General features: G+C 62.6%; 25 protein-coding genes and 1 riboswitch. Of the genes, 18 read left to right on the top strand and 7 right to left on the bottom strand.

Annotated elements, in window-relative coordinates; translation table 11 throughout:
- Window positions 1–109: 109 nt before the first annotated feature.
- Entirely contained in the window at window positions 110–811 is a 702-nt protein-coding gene (locus H9X91_RS06725) for an ECF transporter S component (RefSeq protein WP_204803769.1), read from the bottom strand.
- Window positions 812–912: 101 nt separating this feature from the next.
- A riboswitch (FMN riboswitch) is annotated at window positions 913–1,037 on the bottom strand.
- 131 nt (window positions 1,038–1,168) lie between these two features.
- On the opposite strand from H9X91_RS06725, the gene H9X91_RS06720 reads away from it, so the two are divergent.
- The 5 genes from H9X91_RS06720 (at window position 1,169) to H9X91_RS06700 (ending at window position 4,033) form a co-directional block, all read left to right on the top strand.
- Window positions 1,169–1,687 carry an SLOG family protein gene (locus H9X91_RS06720; protein WP_204803768.1) on the top strand — a complete coding sequence of 173 codons (519 nt, stop codon included), beginning with the start codon at window positions 1,169–1,171 and terminating at the stop codon, window positions 1,685–1,687.
- A 362-nt stretch (window positions 1,688–2,049) separates the two neighbouring features.
- On the top strand, window positions 2,050–2,451 hold the full coding sequence (locus H9X91_RS06715; protein WP_204803767.1) for a helix-turn-helix domain-containing protein: 402 nt from the start codon (window positions 2,050–2,052) through the stop codon (window positions 2,449–2,451).
- A gap of 13 nt (window positions 2,452–2,464) precedes the next feature.
- Window positions 2,465–2,614, top strand: coding sequence for a hypothetical protein (locus H9X91_RS06710; protein ID WP_204803766.1), 150 nt, complete (start codon window positions 2,465–2,467; stop codon window positions 2,612–2,614).
- The gene (locus H9X91_RS06705; protein ID WP_204803765.1) at window positions 2,611–3,168 is read left to right on the top strand and encodes a hypothetical protein; all 558 of its coding nucleotides are present in this window, start codon (window positions 2,611–2,613) and stop codon (window positions 3,166–3,168) included. The genes H9X91_RS06710 and H9X91_RS06705 overlap by 4 nt, the downstream gene beginning before the upstream one ends.
- 22 nt (window positions 3,169–3,190) lie before the next feature.
- The gene (locus tag H9X91_RS06700; protein ID WP_204803763.1) at window positions 3,191–4,033 is read left to right on the top strand and encodes a magnesium transporter CorA family protein; all 843 of its coding nucleotides are present in this window, start codon (window positions 3,191–3,193) and stop codon (window positions 4,031–4,033) included.
- 59 nt (window positions 4,034–4,092) lie between these two features.
- On the opposite strand, the gene H9X91_RS06695 is transcribed toward H9X91_RS06700, so the two are convergent.
- Genes H9X91_RS06695 through H9X91_RS06685 form a run of 3 tightly spaced genes read right to left on the bottom strand, consistent with a single transcriptional unit; the run spans window position 4,093 to window position 6,492 of the window.
- Entirely contained in the window at window positions 4,093–4,245 is a 153-nt protein-coding gene (locus H9X91_RS06695) for a FeoB-associated Cys-rich membrane protein (RefSeq protein ID WP_204803761.1), read from the bottom strand.
- A 10-nt stretch (window positions 4,246–4,255) separates the two neighbouring features.
- Window positions 4,256–6,265, bottom strand: a complete 2,010-nt coding sequence (gene feoB, locus H9X91_RS06690; RefSeq protein ID WP_204803759.1) for a ferrous iron transport protein B — start codon at window positions 6,263–6,265, stop codon at window positions 4,256–4,258.
- Window positions 6,262–6,492, bottom strand: a complete 231-nt coding sequence (locus H9X91_RS06685; protein ID WP_204803757.1) for a FeoA family protein — start codon at window positions 6,490–6,492, stop codon at window positions 6,262–6,264. The genes feoB and H9X91_RS06685 overlap by 4 nt, the downstream gene beginning before the upstream one ends.
- 242 nt (window positions 6,493–6,734) lie before the next feature.
- Here H9X91_RS06685 and H9X91_RS06680 point away from each other — a divergent pair, with 242 nt between their 5' ends.
- Both H9X91_RS06680 and H9X91_RS06675 read left to right on the top strand, forming a co-directional pair.
- Window positions 6,735–7,103: a VOC family protein gene (locus H9X91_RS06680; protein ID WP_204803755.1), complete on the top strand. Its 369-nt coding sequence runs from the start codon at window positions 6,735–6,737 to the stop codon at window positions 7,101–7,103.
- Window positions 7,104–7,256: 153 nt separating this feature from the next.
- Window positions 7,257–7,799: a DUF4352 domain-containing protein gene (locus tag H9X91_RS06675; RefSeq protein WP_204803752.1), complete on the top strand. Its 543-nt coding sequence runs from the start codon at window positions 7,257–7,259 to the stop codon at window positions 7,797–7,799.
- A 50-nt stretch (window positions 7,800–7,849) separates the two neighbouring features.
- Here H9X91_RS06675 and H9X91_RS06670 read toward each other — a convergent pair whose 3' ends face one another.
- Window positions 7,850–9,106: a diaminopimelate decarboxylase gene (locus tag H9X91_RS06670; RefSeq protein WP_204803750.1), complete on the bottom strand. Its 1,257-nt coding sequence runs from the start codon at window positions 9,104–9,106 to the stop codon at window positions 7,850–7,852.
- A 256-nt stretch (window positions 9,107–9,362) separates the two neighbouring features.
- Here H9X91_RS06670 and yedF point away from each other — a divergent pair, with 256 nt between their 5' ends.
- From yedF to H9X91_RS06650, 4 genes are read left to right on the top strand one after another with little or no spacing between them, the layout of a single operon-like run.
- The gene (yedF, locus tag H9X91_RS06665) at window positions 9,363–9,980 is read left to right on the top strand and encodes a sulfurtransferase-like selenium metabolism protein YedF (RefSeq protein ID WP_204803748.1); all 618 of its coding nucleotides are present in this window, start codon (window positions 9,363–9,365) and stop codon (window positions 9,978–9,980) included.
- Window positions 9,977–11,119, top strand: a complete 1,143-nt coding sequence (locus H9X91_RS06660) for an aminotransferase class V-fold PLP-dependent enzyme (RefSeq protein ID WP_204803746.1) — start codon at window positions 9,977–9,979, stop codon at window positions 11,117–11,119. The genes yedF and H9X91_RS06660 overlap by 4 nt, the downstream gene beginning before the upstream one ends.
- 2 nt (window positions 11,120–11,121) lie before the next feature.
- Window positions 11,122–11,358, top strand: a complete 237-nt coding sequence (locus H9X91_RS06655) for a putative Se/S carrier protein (RefSeq protein WP_204803744.1) — start codon at window positions 11,122–11,124, stop codon at window positions 11,356–11,358.
- A gap of 15 nt (window positions 11,359–11,373) precedes the next feature.
- Complete coding sequence (locus H9X91_RS06650) at window positions 11,374–11,547, top strand: DUF6472 family protein (protein ID WP_204803742.1); 174 nt, start codon at window positions 11,374–11,376, stop codon at window positions 11,545–11,547.
- A 69-nt stretch (window positions 11,548–11,616) separates the two neighbouring features.
- Here H9X91_RS06650 and H9X91_RS06645 read toward each other — a convergent pair whose 3' ends face one another.
- Window positions 11,617–12,453 (bottom strand): M15 family metallopeptidase, encoded by an 837-nt coding sequence (locus tag H9X91_RS06645; RefSeq protein ID WP_204803740.1) that lies wholly within the window; start codon window positions 12,451–12,453, stop codon window positions 11,617–11,619.
- Window positions 12,454–12,821: 368 nt separating this feature from the next.
- Between H9X91_RS06645 and H9X91_RS06640 the strand changes: the two genes are divergently transcribed.
- The 5 genes from H9X91_RS06640 (at window position 12,822) to H9X91_RS06620 (ending at window position 16,836) form a co-directional block, all read left to right on the top strand.
- A complete protein-coding gene (locus tag H9X91_RS06640; RefSeq protein ID WP_204803739.1) occupies window positions 12,822–13,367 on the top strand; it encodes an LptM family lipoprotein in 546 nt (181 codons plus the stop codon).
- Window positions 13,368–13,488: 121 nt separating this feature from the next.
- Window positions 13,489–14,145 carry a response regulator transcription factor gene (locus H9X91_RS06635; protein WP_204803738.1) on the top strand — a complete coding sequence of 219 codons (657 nt, stop codon included), beginning with the start codon at window positions 13,489–13,491 and terminating at the stop codon, window positions 14,143–14,145.
- Window positions 14,146–14,148: 3 nt separating this feature from the next.
- Window positions 14,149–15,549 (top strand): sensor histidine kinase, encoded by a 1,401-nt coding sequence (locus H9X91_RS06630; RefSeq protein ID WP_204803737.1) that lies wholly within the window; start codon window positions 14,149–14,151, stop codon window positions 15,547–15,549.
- A complete protein-coding gene (locus tag H9X91_RS06625; protein ID WP_204803736.1) occupies window positions 15,546–16,292 on the top strand; it encodes a hypothetical protein in 747 nt (248 codons plus the stop codon). The genes H9X91_RS06630 and H9X91_RS06625 overlap by 4 nt, the downstream gene beginning before the upstream one ends.
- Before the next feature lie 118 nt (window positions 16,293–16,410).
- Window positions 16,411–16,836 carry a DUF3298 domain-containing protein gene (locus H9X91_RS06620; protein ID WP_204803735.1) on the top strand — a complete coding sequence of 142 codons (426 nt, stop codon included), beginning with the start codon at window positions 16,411–16,413 and terminating at the stop codon, window positions 16,834–16,836.
- A 441-nt stretch (window positions 16,837–17,277) separates the two neighbouring features.
- Here H9X91_RS06620 and H9X91_RS06615 read toward each other — a convergent pair whose 3' ends face one another.
- Entirely contained in the window at window positions 17,278–19,041 is a 1,764-nt protein-coding gene (locus H9X91_RS06615; RefSeq protein WP_243414468.1) for a PstS family phosphate ABC transporter substrate-binding protein, read from the bottom strand.
- Between the two features lie 482 nt (window positions 19,042–19,523).
- Between H9X91_RS06615 and H9X91_RS06610 the strand changes: the two genes are divergently transcribed.
- On the top strand, window positions 19,524–20,585 hold the full coding sequence (locus tag H9X91_RS06610; protein WP_204803733.1) for a type II glyceraldehyde-3-phosphate dehydrogenase: 1,062 nt from the start codon (window positions 19,524–19,526) through the stop codon (window positions 20,583–20,585).
- 12 nt (window positions 20,586–20,597) lie between these two features.
- The gene (locus tag H9X91_RS06605; RefSeq protein ID WP_204803731.1) at window positions 20,598–21,857 is read left to right on the top strand and encodes a phosphoglycerate kinase; all 1,260 of its coding nucleotides are present in this window, start codon (window positions 20,598–20,600) and stop codon (window positions 21,855–21,857) included.
- Window positions 21,858–21,949 lie beyond the last annotated feature (92 nt).

Here is a 21,949-nt window from a genome sequence, read left to right as displayed (position 1 = left end):
AGAGAAAGCCAGCCGGACAGCCTGTGAAGACAGGGACAGACCAGGAGAAGCGGGCCTGAACGCAAAAGCGCGGGGACAGATGTCCCCGCGCATGTTTGTGTCTTGTGACTTACAGGATGTCCATCAGCACCAGGGCCAGCGTCACGAAGGTAGCCAGCAGGGCCAGAGAGAACAGGAGAAAGCCGGCATTGAGCCCACCCCTGCTCTGGACGGGGGTATGGGACTGCGGCACCAGCCGGGCCTTCCGCAGGGCGGTGACCACCGGCTTGTAGATCAGCAGGATCAGCGCCATGTTCAGGCCGCCCTTCACCAGGTTGAAGGGGAGGAAGACGGTGGGCAGCATGGCGGCCACCACGGCCCGGTCCATCCCCATGTAGATGGGGGTGATCAGGTAGTTCCACAGCAGCATCACCACGGTGAGGCACACGGTGCCCAGGGCCAGGCCGATGACGGCGCCCTTACGGGTGTGGAATTTCTTGTAGACGAAGGCGGCAGTGCAGCAGAAGGCGCAGGTGGCCAGCACGTTCATGATGCAGCCGATGGGGCCGGTGTCGCTGACGGAGAACATCTCCACCACCGCCACCACGATGGAGATGACGGCGGCGGACAGGGGCCCGAACAGGAAGCCGCCGATGCAGATGATGGTGTCCTTCAGATCCATCTGGAGGAAGTGCTGCACCTGAGGCAGCATCTTGCTGAGGAGCATCACCACATAGGCGAGGGCAGTCAGCATGGCCATGGAGGTCAGCGTCCGCACATTTGTCCTGGAGCGGACCGGGGCCTTGAGTACATTGACATTGGGTTCAGACATAAAAAATACACTCCTTTTCGCTGCTTGAAAACACCCTGGACGCTTTGACTTCTCCAAGGTGAACCGCAGCAAAGGAGCGCACATGCGCACGGCCTTGCCGGTGCCATCTTCTTCCATCCAGACTGTAACTGTTGGTCCCGGAGTTCCACCGGGTCAGCGGACGCCGAAGCGCCCGGTCGCGGACTGTACCGCCAGTGGGGACTTGCACCCCGCCCTGAAGACAAAGGATTCAGTTGTTTTCTAGTGGTAGTATATAACAGTGTCCTTGAAATTGCAACCCCTATTTTTCGGATTTTCCTTTACAAAAAAGAACGAATGTTCTATACTGGACCCATCATGGAGAGGGGAGGGAAGCCCATGCGGGGACGTCAGGTATCCTGCTGCTTCACCGGGCACCGGCCCGGCAAGCTGCCCTGGCGGTATGACGAGGAAGATCCCTGCTGCGCCGCACTGAAGAAGCGGATCTTCGACGCGGCGGAGGCGGCCTATCAGGAGGGATTCCGCCACTTCCTCTGCGGCATGGCCCTGGGGTGCGACCTGTATTTCTGCGAGTGCGTCCTCCGCCTGCGCCAGATGCACCCAGACGTGACGGTGGAGGCGGCCATCCCCTGCCCCACCCAGGCGGACGCCTGGCCGCCGGACCAGCGGCGGCGGTATCAGCGGCTGGTGGAGGCATGCGATTTCGAGACGCTGGTGTCCCGGCAGTACACCCCCTCCTGCATGCAGCGAAGGGACCGGTACATGGTGGACCACGCCTCGCTGCTGATCGCCGCCTTTGACGGGTCCCCCGGCGGCACCCGGTACACGGTGGAGTACGCCATGCGCCGGGGGCTGGAGATCGTGGACCTGCCCATCCTGCCGGAGCCAGCCCGCTAGGCCGGGACAGAGATTGCGCTCTGTCCCGGCCTCTTTTTCAAAATCCGCCCCCGGGCCGTTGCACCGGGACAGGAAATATGCTATGTTGAAGAGGGCGGGACTGCCCGGACCGCCGATAACCCCTGAGATCCGGGGAAACGGGAAGGAAGATAGCGACGAAAGAGACCCGGGATGGGTGTCTTTTGCTTTCAATCAGCCATTTTTCTGAGCTTTCTGAAGTTCTGAAAAGCGCAGGCAGCTTGTCGAAAAGCCCTTTTCGACAAGCTGTGCAATCTGAGATTGCGGAAGTTCCATAGCCGGTTGCTGGCATGCAACCGCCGGATTTGATAGTCTGATGGCATCCAGAAGAAGGGAGAATGCCTATGACATTCGGAGAAAAGCTGCAATCCCTCCGGCAGAGGGCCGGTATGAGCCAGGACCAGCTGGCGGAGCGGCTGGAGGTGAGCCGGCAGGCCGTCAGCCGCTGGGAGCGGGACGAGACCATGCCGGAGACGGACAAGGTGGTGGCCCTGGCGGACATCTTCGACGTCACCACCGACTACCTGCTGCGGCCACAGCCGGAGAGCAGCGAGACAAAGACAGAGAAGCCGCCCCGGGAACAGAGGGACTGGGTGGAGCGGTTTCTGGCCTTCGCCAAGCGGAAGTGGTACCTGCTGGGGTGGCTGCTGATCGTCTGGGGCGTGCTGGACCTGGTGCAGCTGGTGCTGTTCTATCTGGCGTACCGGGGGATGATCAGCGGATTGACGGGCCTGATCGGCTGGTGAGGAGGGCAGAGAGATGAGCGCTGTAAATGTATTTGACGGATTTCCCATGGGTATTCTGCTGTTCCCGGCGCTGTATGCCGCCGTGAAGATTGCGGCAGGCGTGCTGGTGCTGCACTTCGGCAAGCGATATGTAAAAAAGAAAATGGGGGAGAAGGAACTGTGAAGAGGATCTTTTGGGGATTCTTTTTTGTCTTTATCAATTTTAACCTATCATTCAATGCTCACACGCTGAATCTGATCCCCACCTTTGTGGGCTACATCCTGCTGTATCAGGCGGCGGGAGAGCTGACAGAGCAGAGCAGCCGATTCAAGACCCTCCGCCCCTTTGCTGCGGCAATGGCTGTATATACGGGGCTCCTGTGGGTGGGGGAACTGCTGGGCGTTGCGGGCGGAGACAGCTGGCTGGATACGATCCTGGGGCTGGCCGCCGCGGTCCTCTCTCTGATCGTGTCCTGGAATGTGGTCCAGGCCATTCTGGAAATGGAGAGCGCCCGGGGCGCGGATTTGAACGGCGCATCGGTGCGGACGGCCTGGTTCATCCTGCTGACGGTGCAGATCGCAGGCTATGCGGCGATTCTGCTGCTTTCCGCCGGGCTTGGTCTGATGGTGGGTATCGCCGGACTGGTGGGCATCATCTGGTTTCTGGCGGCACTCTGGAAATGCGCCAAGCGCTGTGAGGACCTGCCGCCCAAGGACGGCGGCCTGGGAGAACTCTGAGAAAACGGAGGAAGATGCGTTTATGCGGATGGTACTGCCCATGTCCCGCATCCGGGAGATGGAGCCCTATATGGATGCCAAGGTGCTGAACTACATCCATGAGGGGCAGATCGAGGCATTTGAGGGCTTTGAGAGCTTTGACCTCATTGCCTTTGACTGGTACGACGTACGGAGCCGGCGGACAGCGGCTTCTCAGATGCTGGTGTATCTGGACCGGGAGGATCTGTTCATCTTCTGTGAGGACGATGCGGCGGAATCCGCCGCCCGGGCAGTCCTGCAGGTGCCGGAGGAGGAAGGCCTGCCCAACGGTCAGGCCCTCTACCATTTCTTCGTCCGTCTGCTGAAGGGGGACATGGCCCACCTGGACCAGCTGGAGGCAGCCATCAGCGACGGAGAGACAGAGGTGCTCACCGGAGCTCACGAGGCGTATCTGGACCGGATCATCACCTGGCGGCAGGAGCTGCTGCGGCTGAAGCGCTATTACGAGCAGCTGGACTCCATCTTTGACGACCTGGCGGACAACGACAACGGCCTGCTGGACAAGCAGAGCGTCCGGCGCTTTGCCAATCTGGGCAACCGGATGGAGCGGTATCTGAACGCCGTCCAGTCCCTGCGGGAGTCTGTGGCCCAACTGCGGGAGGCATATCAGTCCCAGCTGTCCATCCAGCAGAACGACCTGATGAAGATCTTCACCGTGGTGACGGCGGTGTTCCTGCCCCTGACCCTGCTGGCAGGCTGGTACGGCATGAACTTCGCCAACATGCCGGAGCTCCGCTGGAAATACGGCTATCCGGCAGTGATCCTGGTGAGCGCGGCCATCGTGGCGGCGCTGCTGGCGTACTTCAAAAAGAAAAAGTGGCTGTAGAGACCCTTGGAAACAGAAAGAGCCGTCCCCGGAAGGGGACGGCTCAGTTTCTTTCACGATTACCGGCGGCGGGAAGCGGCGCTGCAGGACTGGCCGCAGTGGCCGCAGTTTCCGTCACAGCCGCCGCAGCCCTTTCCCCGGCGGCGGAGACAGGAGCGGAGAGCGAACACCAGCCAGACCCCCAGGGCCGCCAGGATCAGCAGTTCCAGCATATCGTCCACCTCACTCCAGGATCAGCATGGCGATGCGGCAGACCCAGAAGGCCACGAACCAGGCGATGACGCACTGGCTCAACGCCACGCCGGCAGCCTTCCAGCCGGAGCCCAGCTCCCGCTTCACTGCGGAAATGGCGGCCACGCAGGGCGTGTACAGCAGCGTGAAGGCCAGGAATCCGGCGGCGGTGGCGGGGGTGAACAGGGTCCCCAGGGCGGCGGCGCTGACGTCCGCACCGGAGCCGGTGAGGATGCCCAGAGTGGAGATCACGTTCTCCTTGGCGATGAAGCCGGTGACCAGGGCGGTGGAGACCCGCCAGTCCCCGAAGCCCAGGGGCTCGAAGATGGGGGCGATCCAGGCGCCGATGGCGGCCAGCAGGCTGTCGGCGCTGTCGGCCACCAGGTTCAGCCGGGTGTCGAAGGTCTGGAGGAACCAGACGATGATGGTGGCCACGAAGATGATGGTGAAGGCCCGGGTCAGAAAATCCTTGGCCTTGTCCCAGCACAGCTGGCCCACGCTTTTGGCGGAGGGGAAGCGGTAGTTGGGCAGCTCCATGACGAAGGGAACCGGGTTGCCCCGGAAGGCGGTGGCCCCCAGCACCTTGGCGGCCACGATGCCCACCAGGATGCCCAGGATGTACAGCCCGATCATCACCAGGGCGGCGTGGTCCGGGAAGAAGGCGGCGGAGAACACGCCGTAGATGGGGATCTTGGCGGAGCAGCTCATGAAGGGCGTCAGCAAAATGGTCATCCGCCGGTCCCGCTCGGAGGCCAGGGTCCGGGTGGACATGATGGCGGGCACCGAGCAGCCGAAGCCCATCAGCATGGGCACGATGCTCCGGCCCGAAAGGCCGATCTTCCGCAGCAGCTGGTCCATGACGAAGGCCACCCGGGCCATGTAGCCCGTGTCCTCCAGAATGGAAAGGAAGAAGAACAGCACCACGATGATGGGCAGAAAGCTCAGCACGCTGCCCACGCCGGCGAACACGCCGTCGATCACCAGGGAGTGGACCACCGGGTTCAGCCCGTAGGCAGTGAGGGCGCTGTCCACCGAGACGGTGAGGGCGTCGATCCCGGCGGCCAGCAGGTCCGACAGGAAGGACCCGATGACGTTGAAGGTCAGGAAAAAGATGCCCAGCATGATGGCGAAGAAGAAGGGCAGGGCCAGGTACTTGTTGGTGACCACCTTGTCGATGGCCTCACTCCGGGTTCGCTCCCGGGACTCCCGGCACTTCACCACCGTGCCGGCGCAGACGCTCTCGATAAAGGTGTAGCGCATATCCGCCAGGGCGGCGTTGCGGTCCATGCCGCACTCGTCCTCCATCTCCTTGACGCTGTGCTCGATGAGCTCCAGCTCGTTCTGGTCCAGGGCCAGCCGCTGGGCGATGTCCTCGTCCCCTTCGATGAGTTTGGCGGCTGCGAACCGGACAGGGAGGCCGGAGGCCTCGGCGTGGTCCTCGATCTGGTGGACCACCGCGTGGATGCACCGGTGGACCGGGCCGGGAGAGCAGAAGTCGTACACTGTGGGCAGTGTCTTGCTCCGGGCGGTCTGGACGGCGATTTTCACCAGCTCGTCCACGCCCTGGTTCTTCACGGCGGAGATGGGCACCACGGGAATGCCCAGCGCCTGGGACATTCCCTTCACGTCGATGGTGCCGCCGCCGGCGGTGACCTCGTCCATCATGTTCAGGGCCAGCACCATGGGGATCCGCATCTCCATCAGCTGGAGGGTCAGGTACAGGTTCCGCTCGATGTTGGTGGCGTCCACGATGTTGATGAGGCCGTCGGGCTTCTGGTTTAGGATGAAGTCCCGGGTGACGATCTCCTCCGGCGTGTAGGGCCGGATGGAGTAGATGCCCGGCAGGTCCACCACCGTGCAGTCCTTCTCCCCCCGGATGGCGCCGGACTTCTGGTCCACCGTCACGCCGGGGAAGTTGCCCACGTGCTGGTTGGAGCCGGTGAGCTGATTGAACAGCGTGGTCTTGCCGCAGTTCTGATTTCCGGCCAGCGCGAAGATCATACTCCGGCCACCTCCACTTCGATCTTGCCCGCGTCCTCCTTCCGCAGGGACAGGGAGTACCCCCGCACCCGCAGCTCCAGGGGATCCCCCAGGGGGGCGATCTTCTCAATGCGGACCTTGGTTTTGGGAATCAGCCCCATATCCAGCAGGCGGCAGCGCAGGGCGCCCTCGCCGCCCACGGCGGTGATGACGGCTTCCTGCCCCAGGGGCAGCTTGTCCAGTGTCATCGAAACATTCCTCCTTAAAAAGCAAACATCTGATCATTGAAAGTTTACCATGGCTAACTTTTGGGAACAACCCCAAAACAGGCCAAAAGCCTCCAAATTTTCCGGAGGAAATTGGTACAACATAGATAAAAACAGAGAGAGCCCGCAAAGCGGGAAATGGCGCTTGCCCTGCGGGCACGGAAAATGATATACTGGTGGCACCACGACCGGCGGCAGATCGCCCCGGAGAGCAGGAGGACTATATGCTGACATTCAATCACTTCAACTTCAATGTGTCCGATCTGGACAGATCACTGGCCTTCTACAAGGAAGCTCTGGACCTGGAGCCGGTCGGGGAGCGAAAAGTCGCAGACGACGGCAGCTTCATCATCGTCTACCTTGGGGACGGGAAGACAGACTTCCGTCTGGAGCTGACCTGGCTGCGGGACCACCCCCAGCAATACGATCTGGGCGAGTGTGAGTTCCACCTGGCTCTTCGTGCGGACGACTACGAGGCCGCTCATGCCAGGCACGCCGCCATGGGCTGCATCTGCTTTGAAAATCCCGCCATGGGGATCTATTTTGTGACAGATCCCGACGGATACTGGATCGAGATCATCCCCGCCCGGTAAAACTGTACAAAGGGCTGTGCCGGCACAGGGGCGTTTTTCTTTTGGAAGGCAGTTGCGCGGAAGGATCGGCCATGGTACACTGAGAGTGGTCCCCGGGGGCCTGTCTGGAGAGACGGGGCCTTGGGCGTATTTTGCGATAAGGGAGAGAGTGAAATGAAAAAGAGACTGTTCGCACTGGCGGCGGCAGCGGTGATGGTCCTGGGGCTGACCGCCTGCGGCGGAGGATCCAACGAGGGCCGTACCGGAGACACCATGGAGACCTATTTCTTTGATTTCACAGTCAACAGCGCATACCTCACCAGCGACTATGCAGGCTATACGCCTGCGGAGGGCAATGTCCTGCTGGTGGCGGACATCACCGTGAAGAACACCTTCCAGCAGAGCTTTGAGATGTACGATGTGGATTTCCAGGCCCAGTGGGACGACGGCGATGACGCCTTTGCCTACCCCATCACCACGGACATGGAGACCTATACCGAGGTGGATCCGGTGGGAGAGGATCAGCTGCCTGGTACATACTCCCTGGCCGTGGATGAGGAGCGGACCGGCGAGCTGGTGTACGAGGTGCCCTCTGGTTTCACGGATTTCTCCATCGCCTATCTGGAGCAGTTCGTGGATGACTCCGGTGAAGAGAGCACCGGCGAGACCTATTTCGTCTATTTCACTGCAGAGGACCAGACCGGCGTCTCCGCCTGAACGACATAAAAAAGCGCCACCGCGTGAGCGGTGGCGCTTTTGCTTCATGCTTACCACACCAGGGTACGGAAGTAATCCTCCGGCGTCTCGGCACGGCGGATCTGCTCCACGGTGCCGTCCTTCTTCAGCAGCAGCTCGGCAGAGCGGAGCTTGCCGTTGTAGTTGTAGCCCATGGAGAAGCCGTGGGCGCCGGTGTCGTGGATCACCAGCAGGTCGCCCATGTCGATTTTGGGCAGCATCCGGTCCACTGCGAACTTGTCGTTGTTCTCGCACAGGCTGCCGGTGATGTCGTACTTGTGGTCGCAGGGCTGGTCCTCCTTGCCCATGACGGTGATGTGGTGGTAGGACCCGTACATGGCCGGCCGCATCAGGTTGCAGGCGCAGGCGTCCACGCCGATGTACTCCTTGTAGATGTGCTTTTCGTGGATGGCCCGGGTGACCAGATGGCCGTAGGGGCCGGTCATGAAGCGCCCCAGCTCTGTGTACAGAGCCACGTCCCCCATGCCGGCGGGCACCAGAACGTCTTCATAGGCCCGGCGGACCCCTTCGCCGATGACGGCGATGTCGTTGGCGGGCTGCTCCGGACGGTAGGGGATGCCCACGCCGCCGGAGAGGTTGATGAAGGTAATGTGGACGCCGGTCTCCGCCTTCAGCTCAGCCGCCAGCTGGAACAGGATGCGGGCCAGGGCAGGGTAGTAGTCGTTGGACAACGTGTTGGATGCCAGGAAGGCGTGGATGCCGAACTCCTTGACGCCCATGGCGGCCAGCCGGGTGAAGGCCTCGGAGATCTGGGCCCGGGTCATGCCGTATTTGGCGTCGCCGGGGTTGTCCATCACCTGGAAGCCCTCCCGGGTCTCGCCCAGGGTGAACACGCCGCCGGGATTGTAGCGGCAGCAGATCTTCTCCGGCACATGGCCCAGCGCCTGCTCCAGGCAGTCTACCATGGTCAGGTCGTCCAGATTGATGATGGCCCCCAGGCGGTCCGCCAGCCGGAACTCCTCAGACGGAGTGTCGTTGGAGGAGAACATGATATTCTCCCCGGTGATGCCGCAGCGGTCCGACATCATCAGCTCTGTCAGAGAGGAGCAGTCACAGCCGCAGCCCTCCTCGTGCAGCAGCTTCAAAATGGCGGGCGTAGGGGTGGCCTTCACGGCGAAATACTCCCGATAGCCGGGATTCCAGGCAAATGCAGCCCGCAGACGGCGGGCATTTTCCCGAATGCCCTGCTCGTCATAGATGTGGAAGGGCGTGGGGTACTGGGCGGCGATGGCCTCCAGCTGGTCCTTTGTGACAAAGGGGGTTTTCATAAAAACGACCTCGGATCTTTTTAAACTCCACCGCGTCGAAATCTGCGGTGCCATAGACGTGTCCTATTTTACGTGCTGATCTATGGCTCTGTCAAGAAATTTGCCCCAAAAACGGAAAAACAGTCCGATTTTTTTACAGCTTTCCGGCCAGACGTCACAAACGCTGTTCTTTCAAAAAGAGAACCCTTGTATTTATATCCCTGCTGCATTACAATAAAGGGGAAATCAGCCGCTGCGGCGGAGAAAGGAACCGTCTATGAAAACCGTCATTGTAGATGCCGTGGGGGACCAGTGTCCCATTCCGGTGGTGAAGGCTACAAAGGCCCTGCGGGAGATGAGGGAGCCCGGTGCACTGGAGGTCCGGGTGGACAACGAGATCGCCGTCCAGAACCTGACGCGGATGGCAGCGGGGAACCATCTGCCGGCGAAAGCGGAGAAGAAGGGGGAGCACCTCTTCGTGGTGACCATGGAGGTGGCAGCGCCGGCGGGGGATGCCCCGGTGGAGGAGCCTGCCCTGTCCTGTGTCCCGGATGCCCGGGGGGACCTGGTGGTGGCCGTGGATTCAGAGACCATGGGCCGGGGCAGCGACGAGCTGGGGATGCTGCTGATGAAGAGCTTCCTCTTTGCGGTGGGCCAGCTGCCCCAGCTGCCGAAAACCATGCTGTTCTACAACGGCGGCGCCAAGCTGACGGTGAAGGGCTCCGCGTCTCTGGAGGACCTGAAGAGTCTGGAGGCCCAGGGGGTGGAGATCCTCACCTGCGGCACCTGCCTGAACTTTTACGGCCTGGCAGACCAGCTGGCAGTGGGCGGCGTCACCAATATGTATTCTATCGTGGAGACCCTGGCGAACGCCGGGAAGGTCATCAAGCCATGATCTACCTGGACAACGCCGCCACTACCCGGCCAAAGCCTCCCGGCGTGGCGGAGGCGGTGGCTGCAGCCATGAACGAATACGGCAACAGCGGCCGGGGCACTCATCCGGAGGCGCTGGAGGCGGCCCGGAGCGTCTACGGCGTCCGGCAGACTCTGGCAAGTCTCTTTGGCTGCCCCCGGGCAGACCGCGTGGCCTTCACCCCCAACTCCACCATGGCGCTGAACGTCGCCGTCTCCGGCCTTCTGGGGCCGGGGGACCATGTGCTCTCCACGGACCTGGAGCACAACTCCGTCCTGCGGCCCCTGTACCGTCTGCGGTCCCAGGGGGCGGAGGTGGACTTCGTCCCCGCCGACCGGCAGGGGAGGATCGACTACGCCGATTTTGACCGGCTGCTGCGGCCTAACACGAAGGCGGTGGTGTGCACCCACGGCTCCAACCTGACCGGGGACCTGGTGGACATCGGTTGGGTAGGGGACTTCTGCCGGCGGCATGGGCTGCTGTTCATCCTGGACGCCTCCCAGACCGCTGGGGTGTTTCCCATCGATATGAGGAAGCAGCACATCAGTGTGGTGTGCTTCACCGGCCACAAGAGCCTCATGGGCCCCCAGGGCACCGGCGGCCTCTGCGTGGGGGAGGAGGTGGAGATCCGCCCCTTCGCCGTGGGGGGTACCGGCGTCCAGAGCTACTCCGAGACCCAGCCAGAGGCCTACCCGACCCGGTTGGAGGCGGGGACCCTCAACAGCCATGGCATCGCCGGGCTGGGGGCGGCTCTGATGTTTCTGGAGCGCATCGGCTGGGATGCGGTCCGCGCCCATGAGAATGCCCTCGCCCGACGGTTCTATGAATCCGTCAAAATACTTCCTGGCGTAAAAGTGTACGGGGATTTCACTGTACAGGAACGGGCGCCTATCGTGACCCTGAACATCGCGGATCTGGACTCGTCGGAGGTGGCGGACGAGCTGGCGGAGCGGTTCCAGATCGCCACCCGCCCCGGCGCACACTGCGCGCCCCGGCTCCACCGGGCCCTGGGGACGGAGGACCGGGGCGCGGTCCGGTTCTCATGGTCCTATTTCAATACGGAGGCGGAGACCGACGCGGCTGCCGAGGCGGTTCGAACGCTGGCAGAGGAGGCCCTGTGACCATGCGGGAAAAGCAAGAGCGGTTCGTGGTGACGTTCGCCACCACCACCGGAGCCATGGCCATGGAGCGGGCCTGCCGGGCGGCGGACCTGCCGGGACGGCTGATCCCGGTGCCCCGGAGCATCACCGCCGGCTGCGGGATGTGCTGGTCCGCGCCGCCGGATGCCCGGCAGGAGCTGGAGGCCCTGGTGATCCGGGAAAAACTGGACGTGGACGGCCTGTATGCCGTTTTACTGTAAGGGAGGGGAGAGACCATGGCGGTCAACTGCGAGGAGTGCGTCTGGTACGACTATGACGACGAGCTGGAGGCCTACGTCTGCGAGGCGGACCTGGACGAGGACGAAATGGAGCGGTTCCTCCGGGGCGGCACCCGGAACTGCCCCTTCTACCGCCCCGGCGATGATTACCGCACGGCCAGGAGGCAGTGAGGGAAGACCAATATGGAAAGGCACCCTGGACAGCATGTATGTCCAGGGTGCCTTTTTTCAGTTGGCAGCTTACTGCGCGGAGAGCCAGTCCACATATTCCTCCAGACACATGCCCAGCTCTGTCATTTCCCGGGCGGCCTCGCGGCCCACGTAGCGGTAGTGCCAGGGCTCATAGATGATGCCCGTGATCTCGCTTTTTCCGTTGGGGTAGCGCAGAACAAAACCATATTCCCAGCTGTGCTCCATCAGCCACTGCTGCACCTGGGTGTTCTCCTGCTCCTCATCCAGGATCTGGTAGGAGGCATCCACGATGTCCAGAGCCAGGCCCGTCTGGTGCTCGCTGGTGCCCGGCACCGCCACCACACTCCCCGCCTCTTCCACGGCGCGTTCGTAGGAATACCCCTCATCCATCAGACGCTGGATCTTGTTTTCATACAGCTCCTGCTGCTTGTCCTGCGTCCGGTAGGAGGAGCAGATCTTCGGGTCCAGCCCCGCCGCCCGGCACGCGTCCATCATCTCCTGCAGGTCCGGGTATGCCCGGGAATCCACTGCGTGGCCCTGTTTCAGCTGCGTCAGCTCGAAGGTGTATCCATCGGGGATGGGGTTCCAGCGGTTCACCAGCAGGAGCCGCCAGTCATCGGGAGAGACCGCGCCGGAGTCCTCCGGCAGAGGATCCTGTGCCGGGAGGCCTGACTCCGGCACGGTCGGTTCTGCCGGCTGCTCCGCAGGCTCCAGCGGGGACAGGGGGATCGTTTCCGCTTTTGCGGCGCACAGCGCCCAGAACACGGCCGCCAGAACAAGGCATGTGCAGAGCAGCCGGAAGGGGTGGTGCAGCCTGCGGGGGCGCTTTCTGCGCCGCGCACGGCGGCTATGTACGGCATCTGGATACGCGTTTGGGCGGATCATGGGGCTCCTCCTTTGAGACCGGGACTTCCGGCCGGATCTGCCTTTTAAACGGTGGACCGGCAAAAAATGTTTCAAGCCAAGCAGACATCTTATAGACGTTTGACCGCCGAAAAAAGTTCTGGACCGTCGAAAAAAGCATCCGGCATGGGAGCGGGCGCCGGCAGAGAGGCCGAGAGAGACGGCAGATAGCACCGTTGAAACAGACGGTGGCCGCCGGCTTTCGCACGGGCGTGTGAGGCGCCGGAAAGATTTTTCCGCAGGAGGTCTGCACAGTAAAACTTTTTTCCGCCTTGGTTCGTCTATAAAAAGAGCCGGGGCCCGGAGAGGGCGTTCCGCCGGCAATTTCCAGGAAAGAAGGACCTTGAAGTATGCAGAGAAAACTTGTGCTGATGATCGTGGCGGGCATCCTGTGCCTGTCGCTGGCAGGATGCGGTCAGAGTGGGGACACGCAGCCGGAGGAAGAAGATCCCGTACAGTCCCAGCAGCCCGTGGATGAGAGCTCTGAAGCGGATAGCTCCGAAGAGGAGACCCAGGGACCGGCAGACCCGGAAGCGCCGGAGACTGCACAGTACACAGACAATTTTTCCGTTGACGAGGCCGCCGTTACTGCCTTTGCGGAGCAGATCCAGACAGCTGTGGCGGACAAGGATCTGGAGGCGCTGGCGGACCTGGCCGCATACCCGCTCTATGTGGGCTTTGCAGACGGCGGTCAGTCTGTAGAGTCCCGGGACGAATTCATTGCGCTGGGCGCAGACCGGATCTTCACGGAAGAGCTGCTCTCCGAGATCGCCGGGGCGGACACCGAGGGGCTGGAGGCCAGCATGGCCGGATTCTCCCTGTCCGCCAGCGGACGGCCCAATGTGATATTCGGTGTTGCCGACGGCCGCCTGGCCATCGTGGGCATGAATTACTGATCCATCGTGCGATGCAGAGGGGCGGCTGCCGGCGGCAGGCGCCCCCTTCTGCATTGCAGACGCCCGGATGATGCAAAAACGATGGATTTCGATGCTATGGTCCAGAAAAGGGGATGAGGAGATGAACAGGATCCTGATCGCAGAGGACGACGCGTCCATTGCGAACCTGATCCGGACAGTGCTGGTGGACGCAGGCTACCGCTGCACCTGGGCTCCGGACGGGGAACAGGCGGCCGACCTGCTGGAAAAGGAGTCGTTTGACCTGGCGCTGCTGGATATCATGCTGCCCGGCGTGAACGGATATGACCTGCTGGAGTACTGCAAGTCCCTGGAAGTCCCCGTGATCTTTTTGACGGCTCTGGGGGGAGTGGAGGACCGGGTCCGCGGACTGCGCAGCGGAGCGGAGGACTACCTTCCCAAGCCCTTTGCGCTGCCGGAGCTGCTGGCCCGGGTAGAGACGGTCCTGCGCCGCTGCGGGAAAGCAGAGCGGCTGCTGACGCTGGAGCCGGATATCGAGATCGACCCGGCCGCCCGGATCGTCCGGAAAAACGGAAGCCCCGTGGCCCTGACGGCCAAGGAGTTCGATCTGCTCCTGCTGTTCGCGCAGAACCGGAACATCGTCCTCTGCCGGGACCGCATTTATGAGCGGGTCTGGAACGAGGAGTATCTGGGAGACAGCCGCACGGTGGATCTCCACATCCAGCGGATGCGGAAGAAGCTGGGGCTGGAGGACCGTCTGACGGCGGTATATAAAGTGGGCTACCGTCTGGAGGGATGAGGGATGCGGCTGTTCTGGAAGCTGTTCTGCAGCATGGTCATCATCACAGCGCTGGCCTGCTCCCTGGGCGGCTTTATCCTGATCGACGGGCAGTTTCGCACCGGACTGGATGCCCGGGCGGAGACGATGATGACGGAAAATGCCCTTCTGCGCCGCACGTTCCTGCGGGAGCTGCAGTTTGCCGGAGGAGCCGATCAGGCATCTGCGGTCCGCCTGGCTGAGGAGACCTGTGCCCAGGCGGAACAGAGGGGGATCTTCTTCCGCCTTGTGGGCAGCCATGGACAGATTCTGGCCGGCAGCCGGCTGCCCGCAGAGAGCGGCCTGGCGCAGTCTCTGGGGGAGGGCCGGCATGGCTGGGAGCTCCTGCGCAGCAGAGAGCGGTCCTACCTGCATGCCTCCAGCCCGATGGTGCTGGAGGACTGTGTGGTGTATCTGGAGAACTGGTGCGGGGCAGACGATCTGTTCGCTGCCCGGGAGGAGCAGTATCATGTCTTCTTCTACCTGCAGATGGGGCTCATCCTGGCGTCGGCGCTGGCGGCACTGGCGGTGAGCGCCTGGATCTCCCGGCCGCTGGGCCGTCTGTCCGCAGCTGCCCGGCAGATGGCCGCCGGGGAACTCTCCCAGCGGGTAGAGGTGCGCGGAAGCGACGAGATCAGCCGTCTTTCCCGGGACTTCAACCAGATGTCGGATCAGCTGGAGCGGCAGGTGCAGGAGCTGACTGCCACCGCCTGCCGTCAGCGGGATTTCCTGAACAGCTTTGCCCATGAGACCAAGACCCCGCTGACGTCCATCATCGGGTACGCAGAGCTGATGCTCTCCCATCCGGACCAGCCGGAGCTGGTGCTGGAGAGCGCATCCTGTGTCTTCCGGGAGGGGCGGCGGCTGGAGAATATTTCCGGCAGGCTGATGGATCTGATCGTCCTGGACCAAGCAGCCCTTTCGACGCGCCGCGCGGACATGGCCGCTTTTCTGGAACGGGCAGCCGATGTGATGTGGCCAGCGCTGAAACAGCAGCGGATCCGCTTCTCAGTCCGCGCAGAGCCCGGGACCGCGGAGATCGAGCCGGATCTGATGGAGTCTGTATGCCTGAACCTGCTGGACAACGCCCGAAAGGCGGTCGAAGAGGAGGGCACGATCTGTCTGGAGGGGATCCGGGCGGGGGAGGAGTACTGCATCCGGGTGACGGACAACGGCAGGGGGATCCCGCCGGAGGAGCTGCCGCGGATCACAGAGCCCTTTTACATGGTGGACAAATCCCGGTCCAGAGCGTGTGGAAGCGCAGGGCTGGGGCTGGCGGTGTGCCAGCGGATCGTGGCCCTTCACGGCGGCCGGATGGAGTTTGAGAGCACACCGGGCCGCGGCACACGGGCCAGTGTCTGGCTGAAGGGAGCGGAGGACGCATGAAGCTGCTGCGGAAATGGGGACTCCCGCTCCTGACGGGAGCAGTGGTGCTGGCTGCGGTTTTGCTGCCCAGCAGGATCTCTGCGCTCCGGGACCGGCAGACGCTGTCGGTCCCCTGCACAGAGCCTCTGGCGCAGGAGGACCTGACCCTGCAGGAGACGACGCTGCCGGAAAAGCTGGAGCTGCTGGGCAGAGCCATCCGCTATCCGGAGCTGGATGTCTACTCCGCTGCCCAGCCGCTGGAGGCGGCAGATGAGCAGACCAGAGACAGGGCCGAGGCTGCGTTCCGCCGGGGAGTCGAGATGCTGGTGGACTGGGGAGCACTGCCGGAGGCGCTGGATCGGAGCACCCTGCAGTTTCAGGGCGGCAGCCGCGTGGTATATGTCCAGGCGGCCGGGGGCGGCTCTGCCGGCATGCTGTATCTGCAGGGGGAGTCGGCCCATCGGGATGATCTTTGGATGGTAGTGGATGAGGAGACAGGGCTGCCGGTCTGGCTGGACTGCACGCTCCGCTCGTGCAGGGAGGAGCTTTGCACAGATGAAGAACTGGGAGCCGCCTTCTGCGAGGGGCTGGGTCTGGAGGTCTGGCAGCGCGGCCCGGCAATCTGGGAAGTGGAGAGCGCCGGCGGCCTGGTATACAGTGCCTCTGTACAGAGCAGCAGCGGGCGCATCTGTGTGGAGCCGCTGGGGTTTGCCTGGGATCTGTTCGGAGAGCACAGGCAGACAGGCTCCGCAGAAGAAAAATGATGCAACAATGATGCGGCTTTGCGGCCAATCTGCCGGGATCTGCGCTTATTGTAAAGATACCGGAAGGGAACGGGCGCCCTGACTGGCGCCGGAGACAAACAGAATGGAGGAATGGATGATGAAAAAGGATCGACTGCATGGATTTGGACTTGCTGTGCTGCTCCTCAGCATGCTGCTTCTGACCGCCTGCGGCGCATCCGCCGCAGACACCGGCGGTACCGGATCAGACGATCTGCAGCAGACGGAAGGAACGGCTTCCCAGCAGGAGGACGCCACGCTGGAGGATCTGCTGGGAGAGGACTATGTGACCTATGTCACAGAGACGATCACGATGCAGATGGGCAACCGCATGGAGAAGGACCCGGAGGTCCGCTACTATCCGATCGAGGACAACGCGCCGCTCAGCGATTATGTGGCCATCGATGAGACCACGAAGTTCGACGTGGACGAAGAGGGAAATCCAGTGATCTATTTCCCGGCGGGAACCGTGACGGATGAGGCAAACGGCGAGCAGAGCTTCCGGATCCCGAAGCTGTACTTCTGAAGAGCGCCCCCTGGAGACATACCGCGGAGGCGCTGCGGCGGGCAGGCTGGAAGGCGGCCTTCCAGGTGTCTGAAGGGAACAACACCCCATCCACCAGCCGGATCTGCCGGCTGGTGGATGGGGTGCTTTTTTGCCAGGTTGACCTCCGGATTGGACGGGATCTCTCTTCCTTCGGAAGCGGTCCAAAATATACCGGTATTTCAATAAATGACAGGTGTATACGCTTTACAGCTGTAGAAACGGACGGCAGACGCGGTGAAGACATGGAAACGGGATTCCGGTGCATCCTGTAGACAGGCCGCCCAGGCGGCGGGAGACCATCCGGGCCTGTTCTGCTCCACAGCCGCTAAACACCGCAGGGCGCCAGGCAAATATCCGGCGCCCTGTGGTGCTGGTACAGGGGCATCTCCGCGCCCTCGTCCAGGGTGTGTGGTTCCAGGGTCATTTGACGGCCAGCGGCAGAAAGCCGGAGTCAGCCACAGCCTGCTGTCCTGCGTCGCTGACCATGAACTCCGCCAGACGCCGGGCGGGGGAGTCCTTCGGTTCATCGCTGCGAAGCACGATGTAGTTATAGTCCGCCAGAGGATAGGTCCCGTCAGCAATGGTCTCAGCGGTGGGCAGCACGCCGTCAACAGCCAGGAGCTTCAGCTTGTTTGGAGTCACGTCCGTCATCATCTCCTCATAGCTGCCGTAATAGGCGTAGACACTGTAGCCAATGGCATAGGCAGGCGGGTCCAGCGACAGCGCCGAGGCTACGTCCGTCAGAGCGGAGGACATGGCAACAGATACATTCCCCTGGAGGATCTCCGAGGCCAGAGACAGCTTCCCGTCCTCCAGGAAGTACCGCTCCATCAGGGCGTGGGAACCGCTGTCTGTATTGCGGCAGTATGGCAGCAGCTTTGCCTCCGGTCCGCCGACCTGATCCCAGCTGCTGTAGGCGTTGCGCACATAGATGTCCTGGATCTGCTGGCGGGTCAGGCCGTTGACGGGATTCTCCAGGTTGGTGAAGAACACCATGGCATCATAGGCGATGGGGATGTACTGCAGCTCCACGCCCTGCTCTGCGGCCAGCGACTCCAGCTCTGCGGACGCCTTTGTGGCTGCGAACAGGACATCCGCCTCTCCGCGGATCAGCCTTTCATAGGACGCAAAGCTCTTGGAGTGGCTCTTGGGGAACTGAGGATGCGCCGTTCCATTGGTGAAGAGCACACTGTAGACCCCTTGGGTATAGGGATAGGTAGAGGTGGACCCATCGATCACCGGCATCTCCCGATCCAGGCCAAACTGGATGGCTGCCTCTGTGGGATAGCAAGGCACCCAGCGCATGGCCTGATTCATGGACGTGATCGCCTCGCCACGGGTGATGGGGTTCTCCGGCTCGGCATAGTCGCCCAGCACGGGGGCATCCTCCCAGTGGTAGGCTCCGGTAGGTTTTTCTGTGACGGGCGCGATCCCCGGGTTGCATGCGAAGAGCGCCTGGTAGGCACCAGCCGCCCAAGAGGGGACCGACTCCGCGTCCATCAGGCCGGTGCCGGAGAGGTTACCCTCAGCCGGGATATCCAGCCAGCCGACGAACGACAGCGCCCGGGCCAGCAGGACGGTGAACTCCGCCCGCGTCATGGCCTGGTCCGGCAGGAACCGGCCGTCCGCCGCAAACAGACCGGCTGCAGCGGCGGCAGAGACCTCCTCATGATACCAGGTGTCCGGGGACACATCGCTGTATCCTGGCCGCTCCGCCGGCTGCAGGTCCAGCAGCCGGGCCATAAGGACGGCACCCTCCGCCCTGGTGAGGGGCGCATCCTGCTTCAGCCGGCCGGCGTTGTCGCCGCGGACCACCCCCCGGATCTGAAGATCGCTGGATCCATTGGCCGCAAGGTATTGCTCCCGCAGGTCGGTCCAGACCGGATCATCGCCCCTGAACACCTCCAACGGACGGTCTGCGTTCTCTGCCGGAACAGTGGCGAAGAGATACCCGTCCAGATAGGCGCTGGACAGCGCCACCGGCTCTCCGGTGTCCGCATACCGGACTGCCAGGTCAAAGGTATCGATCAAGGCCATGCCGGGCTCTCCCGACACACGGATGGTGATATAGCTGCCGTCCCCCTCCGGACGGCTCCAGGCTTGGCCGGCATCGCCGCCGGCTGCAGATGCGGCCCCCTGACACAGCAGCAGGCACGCAAGCGCAGATGCCAGAAGCTTTTTCATCTGCTTCAAAGCGCCTCACTCCCTTCAGAGCTCCGGCAGAGCAGATGCCGCCGGATAATCTCTAATTTCATATAATTTCATATTTTATCAGATCCGGGACGAAGAAGCATGAAGTCTTTGTAAAAATTCCCGCAGCATCTGCCGGAGGCTGCCGCCGGTCCGGAGGCAGGGCAGCTCCGGCGGTCCCTGACCGGGGGAGGAGCGTATGATGCGGCCGGAACAGACGCCGGTTTTCTTGTGAAAAAATTGCCAGGATCGTTTGTGAAATAACTACCGAAATTTCTGCATTTTTTGACTTTTCCAACATTTTTTCTCGTCATATAAGTGCAATTTCAACGCAAAATATGTGAAATATTTATCTTTTCTTGACTTTTTGAAAAACGCAGTTACAATCGATTTTAGTTCACTGCGGCGTCAGGGCGGCCTGCGGCTCGCCCGTCCCCCGGCAGACCCGAATTTCGAAAGATCTCAGGAGGATGACCATGAAAAAGATTCGTGTAGGAGTAGCCGGTTACGGCACCATCGGACAGCGGCTGGCAGACGGCGTTGCCCTTCAGGAAGATATGGAACTGGTGGGCATTGCGGACCTGGCGCCCACGCTGTCCCTGCAGGCCCTGCGGGAAAACGACATGATCGGCGCCAACGGCGTGGAGTACAAGCTCTATCTGGTGGAGGGAGCCGATCCCGCCGCCTTTGCCGCCATGGACATCCCCGTGGCCGGGACCTTTGAGGACCTGTGCCGCAGCGTGGACATCATGCTGGATTCCTCTCCCGCCGGCGTAGGGGCCAAGAACAAGGCCATCTATGAGCGGCTGGGCGTCAAGGCCATCTTCCAGGGCGGCGAGAAAAACGATGTGGCGGACGTGTTCTTCCACGGCTACGCCAACTACGAGCAGGGCCTGGGGCAGGACTACCTGAAGCTGACCTCCTGCAACACCACGGGCCTCATCCGCTCCGTGGACTGCCTGGACCGGGCCTTTGGCATCGAAAAGGTAGCCATCACCATCATCCGCCGGGTGGCGGACCCCGGCGACTACCACCGGGGCCTCACCAACGCCCTCCAGATGGAGAAGGCGCCCACCCACCAGGCCCTGGACCTGATGACCATCATGCCCCACATCAGCGCCACCGGCATCCTGGTCCACACGCCGGTGACCCACGGCCACATCATCACCGTGGTGGCCACCGGTAGGAACGGCCGGAAGATCACCCGGGAGGAGGCCCTGGCCGCCTTCTCCGCCCATCCCCGGATCCGGGTGGTGACGGTGGATGCCGGCTTCAAGGGCAACGCTTCCTTCTTCAAGTACGCCCGGGACCTGGGCAACCGGCGGGGCGACATGTACGAGATCGGCCTGTGGGCGGACTCCGTGGTGGAGAGCGGCAATGACATCATGTACGCCATCAACGTCCCACAGGAGAGTGTCACCATCCCGGAGACCATGGATGCCGTCCGGGCGGCCCTGCGGATGCAGCCCACACGGGAGGAGGGCACCGCCGCCACCAACCGCTATCTGAAGATCGGGCGGTTCAAGAACGCCCAGTAAAGGAGAGCTGCCATGCGATTCGGTATCTTTACCCTGGACGATTGGGACGTCTCCGGCAGGACGGTCCTCTGCCGGGTGGACATCAACCAGCCGGTGGACCGGGCCGCGGGGACCCTCCGCTCCACCAAGCGGATCGAGGCCTGCGTGCCCACAGTCCGGGAGCTGGCGGACAAGGGGGCCAGGGTGGTCCTGCTGGCCCACCAGGGCAGTGACATCGAGTATCAGAACTACTGGTCCACAGAGCCCCACGCGGCGGTCCTGCGCCGCCTGCTGGGCCGGGAGGTGAAGTGGATCGACGACGTGTGTGGTCCCGCCGCCCGTGCGGCCATCCAGGCCCTGGAGGAGGGGGAGATCCTCCTGCTGGACAACGTGCGCTTCCTGGCGGAGGAGCAGACGCTGTTCGAAAAGAGCCTGAAGCTGACCCACCAGCAGCAGGCCCAGACACTGCTGGTGCGGAAGCTGGCGCCTCTGGCGGACCTGTATGTGTGCGATGCCTTCGCCGCTGCCCACCGGGACCAGCCCTCCCTGTGCGGCTTTGAGCAGGTGCTGCCCTCCGCCATGGGCCGGCTGTTCGAGGAGGAGTACTGCGTCATCTCCGGATTGATGGAGCAGCCGGAGCGGCCCTGCGTCTTCGTGCTGGGCGGGGCCAAGGTGTCCGACGCCTTTTTGATGATGTCCAGCGTCCTGGAGAAGGGGGCGGCGGACACCATCCTCACCGGCGGCCTGGTGGGCAACATCCTCCTGGCCGCCCGGGGGGAGAACATCGGGGAGGGCAGTCTGGCCTTTATTGAGAAGTCCGGCTACAGCGGCCTCATCGACACGGCCCGGGATCTGCTGGCCCGGTACGGGGAGAAGATCTGTCTGCCCGTGGACGGTGCCTGGGTAGAGAACGGCTGCCGGGCGGAGGCGCCCCTGGGCAGCATCCCGCCGGAGGTGTCCCTCACGGACATCGGCGCGGAAACGGCGGCCCGGTACCAGGAGATCATCCGCGCTGCGAAGACCGTGTTCGTCAACGGCCCCATGGGGGTCTTTGAGCAGGCGGAGACGGAGCTGGGCACCAAATCGGTATGGGACGCCCTGGGAGATACAGCGGCCTATACGGTGGTGGGCGGCGGAGACAGTATTACCGCTACCACAAAATACGGCAAGACGGCGCAGATCAACTACATCTGCACCGGCGGCGGGGCCCTGATCCGCTTTCTCACCGGGGAGGAGCTGCCGGTGGTGCGGGCCCTGCGGCAGGCAGCCGAACAGTGGGGGAGCGGGCGATAGACGCTGTACCCGCATTAGTCCCGGCAGTGGCTCTCCATCCTTTGAATTTTGCGGCACTCTGTCCTCGGACAGGGCGCCGCATTTTTCTTCGC

The sequence above is a fragment of the Oscillibacter valericigenes genome, from assembly GCF_016902445.1.
Classification (GTDB): Bacteria; Bacillota; Clostridia; order Oscillospirales; family Oscillospiraceae; genus Oscillibacter; species Oscillibacter avistercoris.
The sequence above is the reverse complement of the archived record's forward strand: the minus strand, read 5'-3'. Positions and strand labels throughout refer to the sequence as shown.

What these genes read in the sequence shown, in the direction of transcription:
- H9X91_RS06725 (WP_204803769.1), bottom strand. Translation starts at nt 811, where the DNA reads ATGTCTGAACCCAATGTCAATGTACTCAAGGCCCCGGTCCGCTCCAGG.
- H9X91_RS06720 (WP_204803768.1), top strand. Translation starts at nt 1,169, where the DNA reads ATGCGGGGACGTCAGGTATCCTGCTGCTTCACCGGGCACCGGCCCGGC.
- H9X91_RS06715 (WP_204803767.1), top strand. Translation starts at nt 2,050, where the DNA reads ATGACATTCGGAGAAAAGCTGCAATCCCTCCGGCAGAGGGCCGGTATG.
- H9X91_RS06710 (WP_204803766.1), top strand. Translation starts at nt 2,465, where the DNA reads ATGAGCGCTGTAAATGTATTTGACGGATTTCCCATGGGTATTCTGCTG.
- H9X91_RS06700 (WP_204803763.1), top strand. Translation starts at nt 3,191, where the DNA reads ATGCGGATGGTACTGCCCATGTCCCGCATCCGGGAGATGGAGCCCTAT.
- H9X91_RS06695 (WP_204803761.1), bottom strand. Translation starts at nt 4,245, where the DNA reads ATGCTGGAACTGCTGATCCTGGCGGCCCTGGGGGTCTGGCTGGTGTTC.
- feoB (WP_204803759.1), bottom strand. Translation starts at nt 6,265, where the DNA reads ATGATCTTCGCGCTGGCCGGAAATCAGAACTGCGGCAAGACCACGCTG.
- H9X91_RS06685 (WP_204803757.1), bottom strand. Translation starts at nt 6,492, where the DNA reads ATGACACTGGACAAGCTGCCCCTGGGGCAGGAAGCCGTCATCACCGCC.
- H9X91_RS06680 (WP_204803755.1), top strand. Translation starts at nt 6,735, where the DNA reads ATGCTGACATTCAATCACTTCAACTTCAATGTGTCCGATCTGGACAGA.
- H9X91_RS06675 (WP_204803752.1), top strand. Translation starts at nt 7,257, where the DNA reads ATGAAAAAGAGACTGTTCGCACTGGCGGCGGCAGCGGTGATGGTCCTG.
- H9X91_RS06670 (WP_204803750.1), bottom strand. Translation starts at nt 9,106, where the DNA reads ATGAAAACCCCCTTTGTCACAAAGGACCAGCTGGAGGCCATCGCCGCC.
- yedF (WP_204803748.1), top strand. Translation starts at nt 9,363, where the DNA reads ATGAAAACCGTCATTGTAGATGCCGTGGGGGACCAGTGTCCCATTCCG.
- H9X91_RS06660 (WP_204803746.1), top strand. Translation starts at nt 9,977, where the DNA reads ATGATCTACCTGGACAACGCCGCCACTACCCGGCCAAAGCCTCCCGGC.
- H9X91_RS06655 (WP_204803744.1), top strand. Translation starts at nt 11,122, where the DNA reads ATGCGGGAAAAGCAAGAGCGGTTCGTGGTGACGTTCGCCACCACCACC.
- H9X91_RS06650 (WP_204803742.1), top strand. Translation starts at nt 11,374, where the DNA reads ATGGCGGTCAACTGCGAGGAGTGCGTCTGGTACGACTATGACGACGAG.
- H9X91_RS06645 (WP_204803740.1), bottom strand. Translation starts at nt 12,453, where the DNA reads ATGATCCGCCCAAACGCGTATCCAGATGCCGTACATAGCCGCCGTGCG.
- H9X91_RS06640 (WP_204803739.1), top strand. Translation starts at nt 12,822, where the DNA reads ATGCAGAGAAAACTTGTGCTGATGATCGTGGCGGGCATCCTGTGCCTG.
- H9X91_RS06635 (WP_204803738.1), top strand. Translation starts at nt 13,489, where the DNA reads ATGAACAGGATCCTGATCGCAGAGGACGACGCGTCCATTGCGAACCTG.
- H9X91_RS06630 (WP_204803737.1), top strand. Translation starts at nt 14,149, where the DNA reads ATGCGGCTGTTCTGGAAGCTGTTCTGCAGCATGGTCATCATCACAGCG.
- H9X91_RS06625 (WP_204803736.1), top strand. Translation starts at nt 15,546, where the DNA reads ATGAAGCTGCTGCGGAAATGGGGACTCCCGCTCCTGACGGGAGCAGTG.
- H9X91_RS06620 (WP_204803735.1), top strand. Translation starts at nt 16,411, where the DNA reads ATGAAAAAGGATCGACTGCATGGATTTGGACTTGCTGTGCTGCTCCTC.
- H9X91_RS06615 (WP_243414468.1), bottom strand. Translation starts at nt 19,041, where the DNA reads ATGAAAAAGCTTCTGGCATCTGCGCTTGCGTGCCTGCTGCTGTGTCAG.
- H9X91_RS06610 (WP_204803733.1), top strand. Translation starts at nt 19,524, where the DNA reads ATGAAAAAGATTCGTGTAGGAGTAGCCGGTTACGGCACCATCGGACAG.
- H9X91_RS06605 (WP_204803731.1), top strand. Translation starts at nt 20,598, where the DNA reads ATGCGATTCGGTATCTTTACCCTGGACGATTGGGACGTCTCCGGCAGG.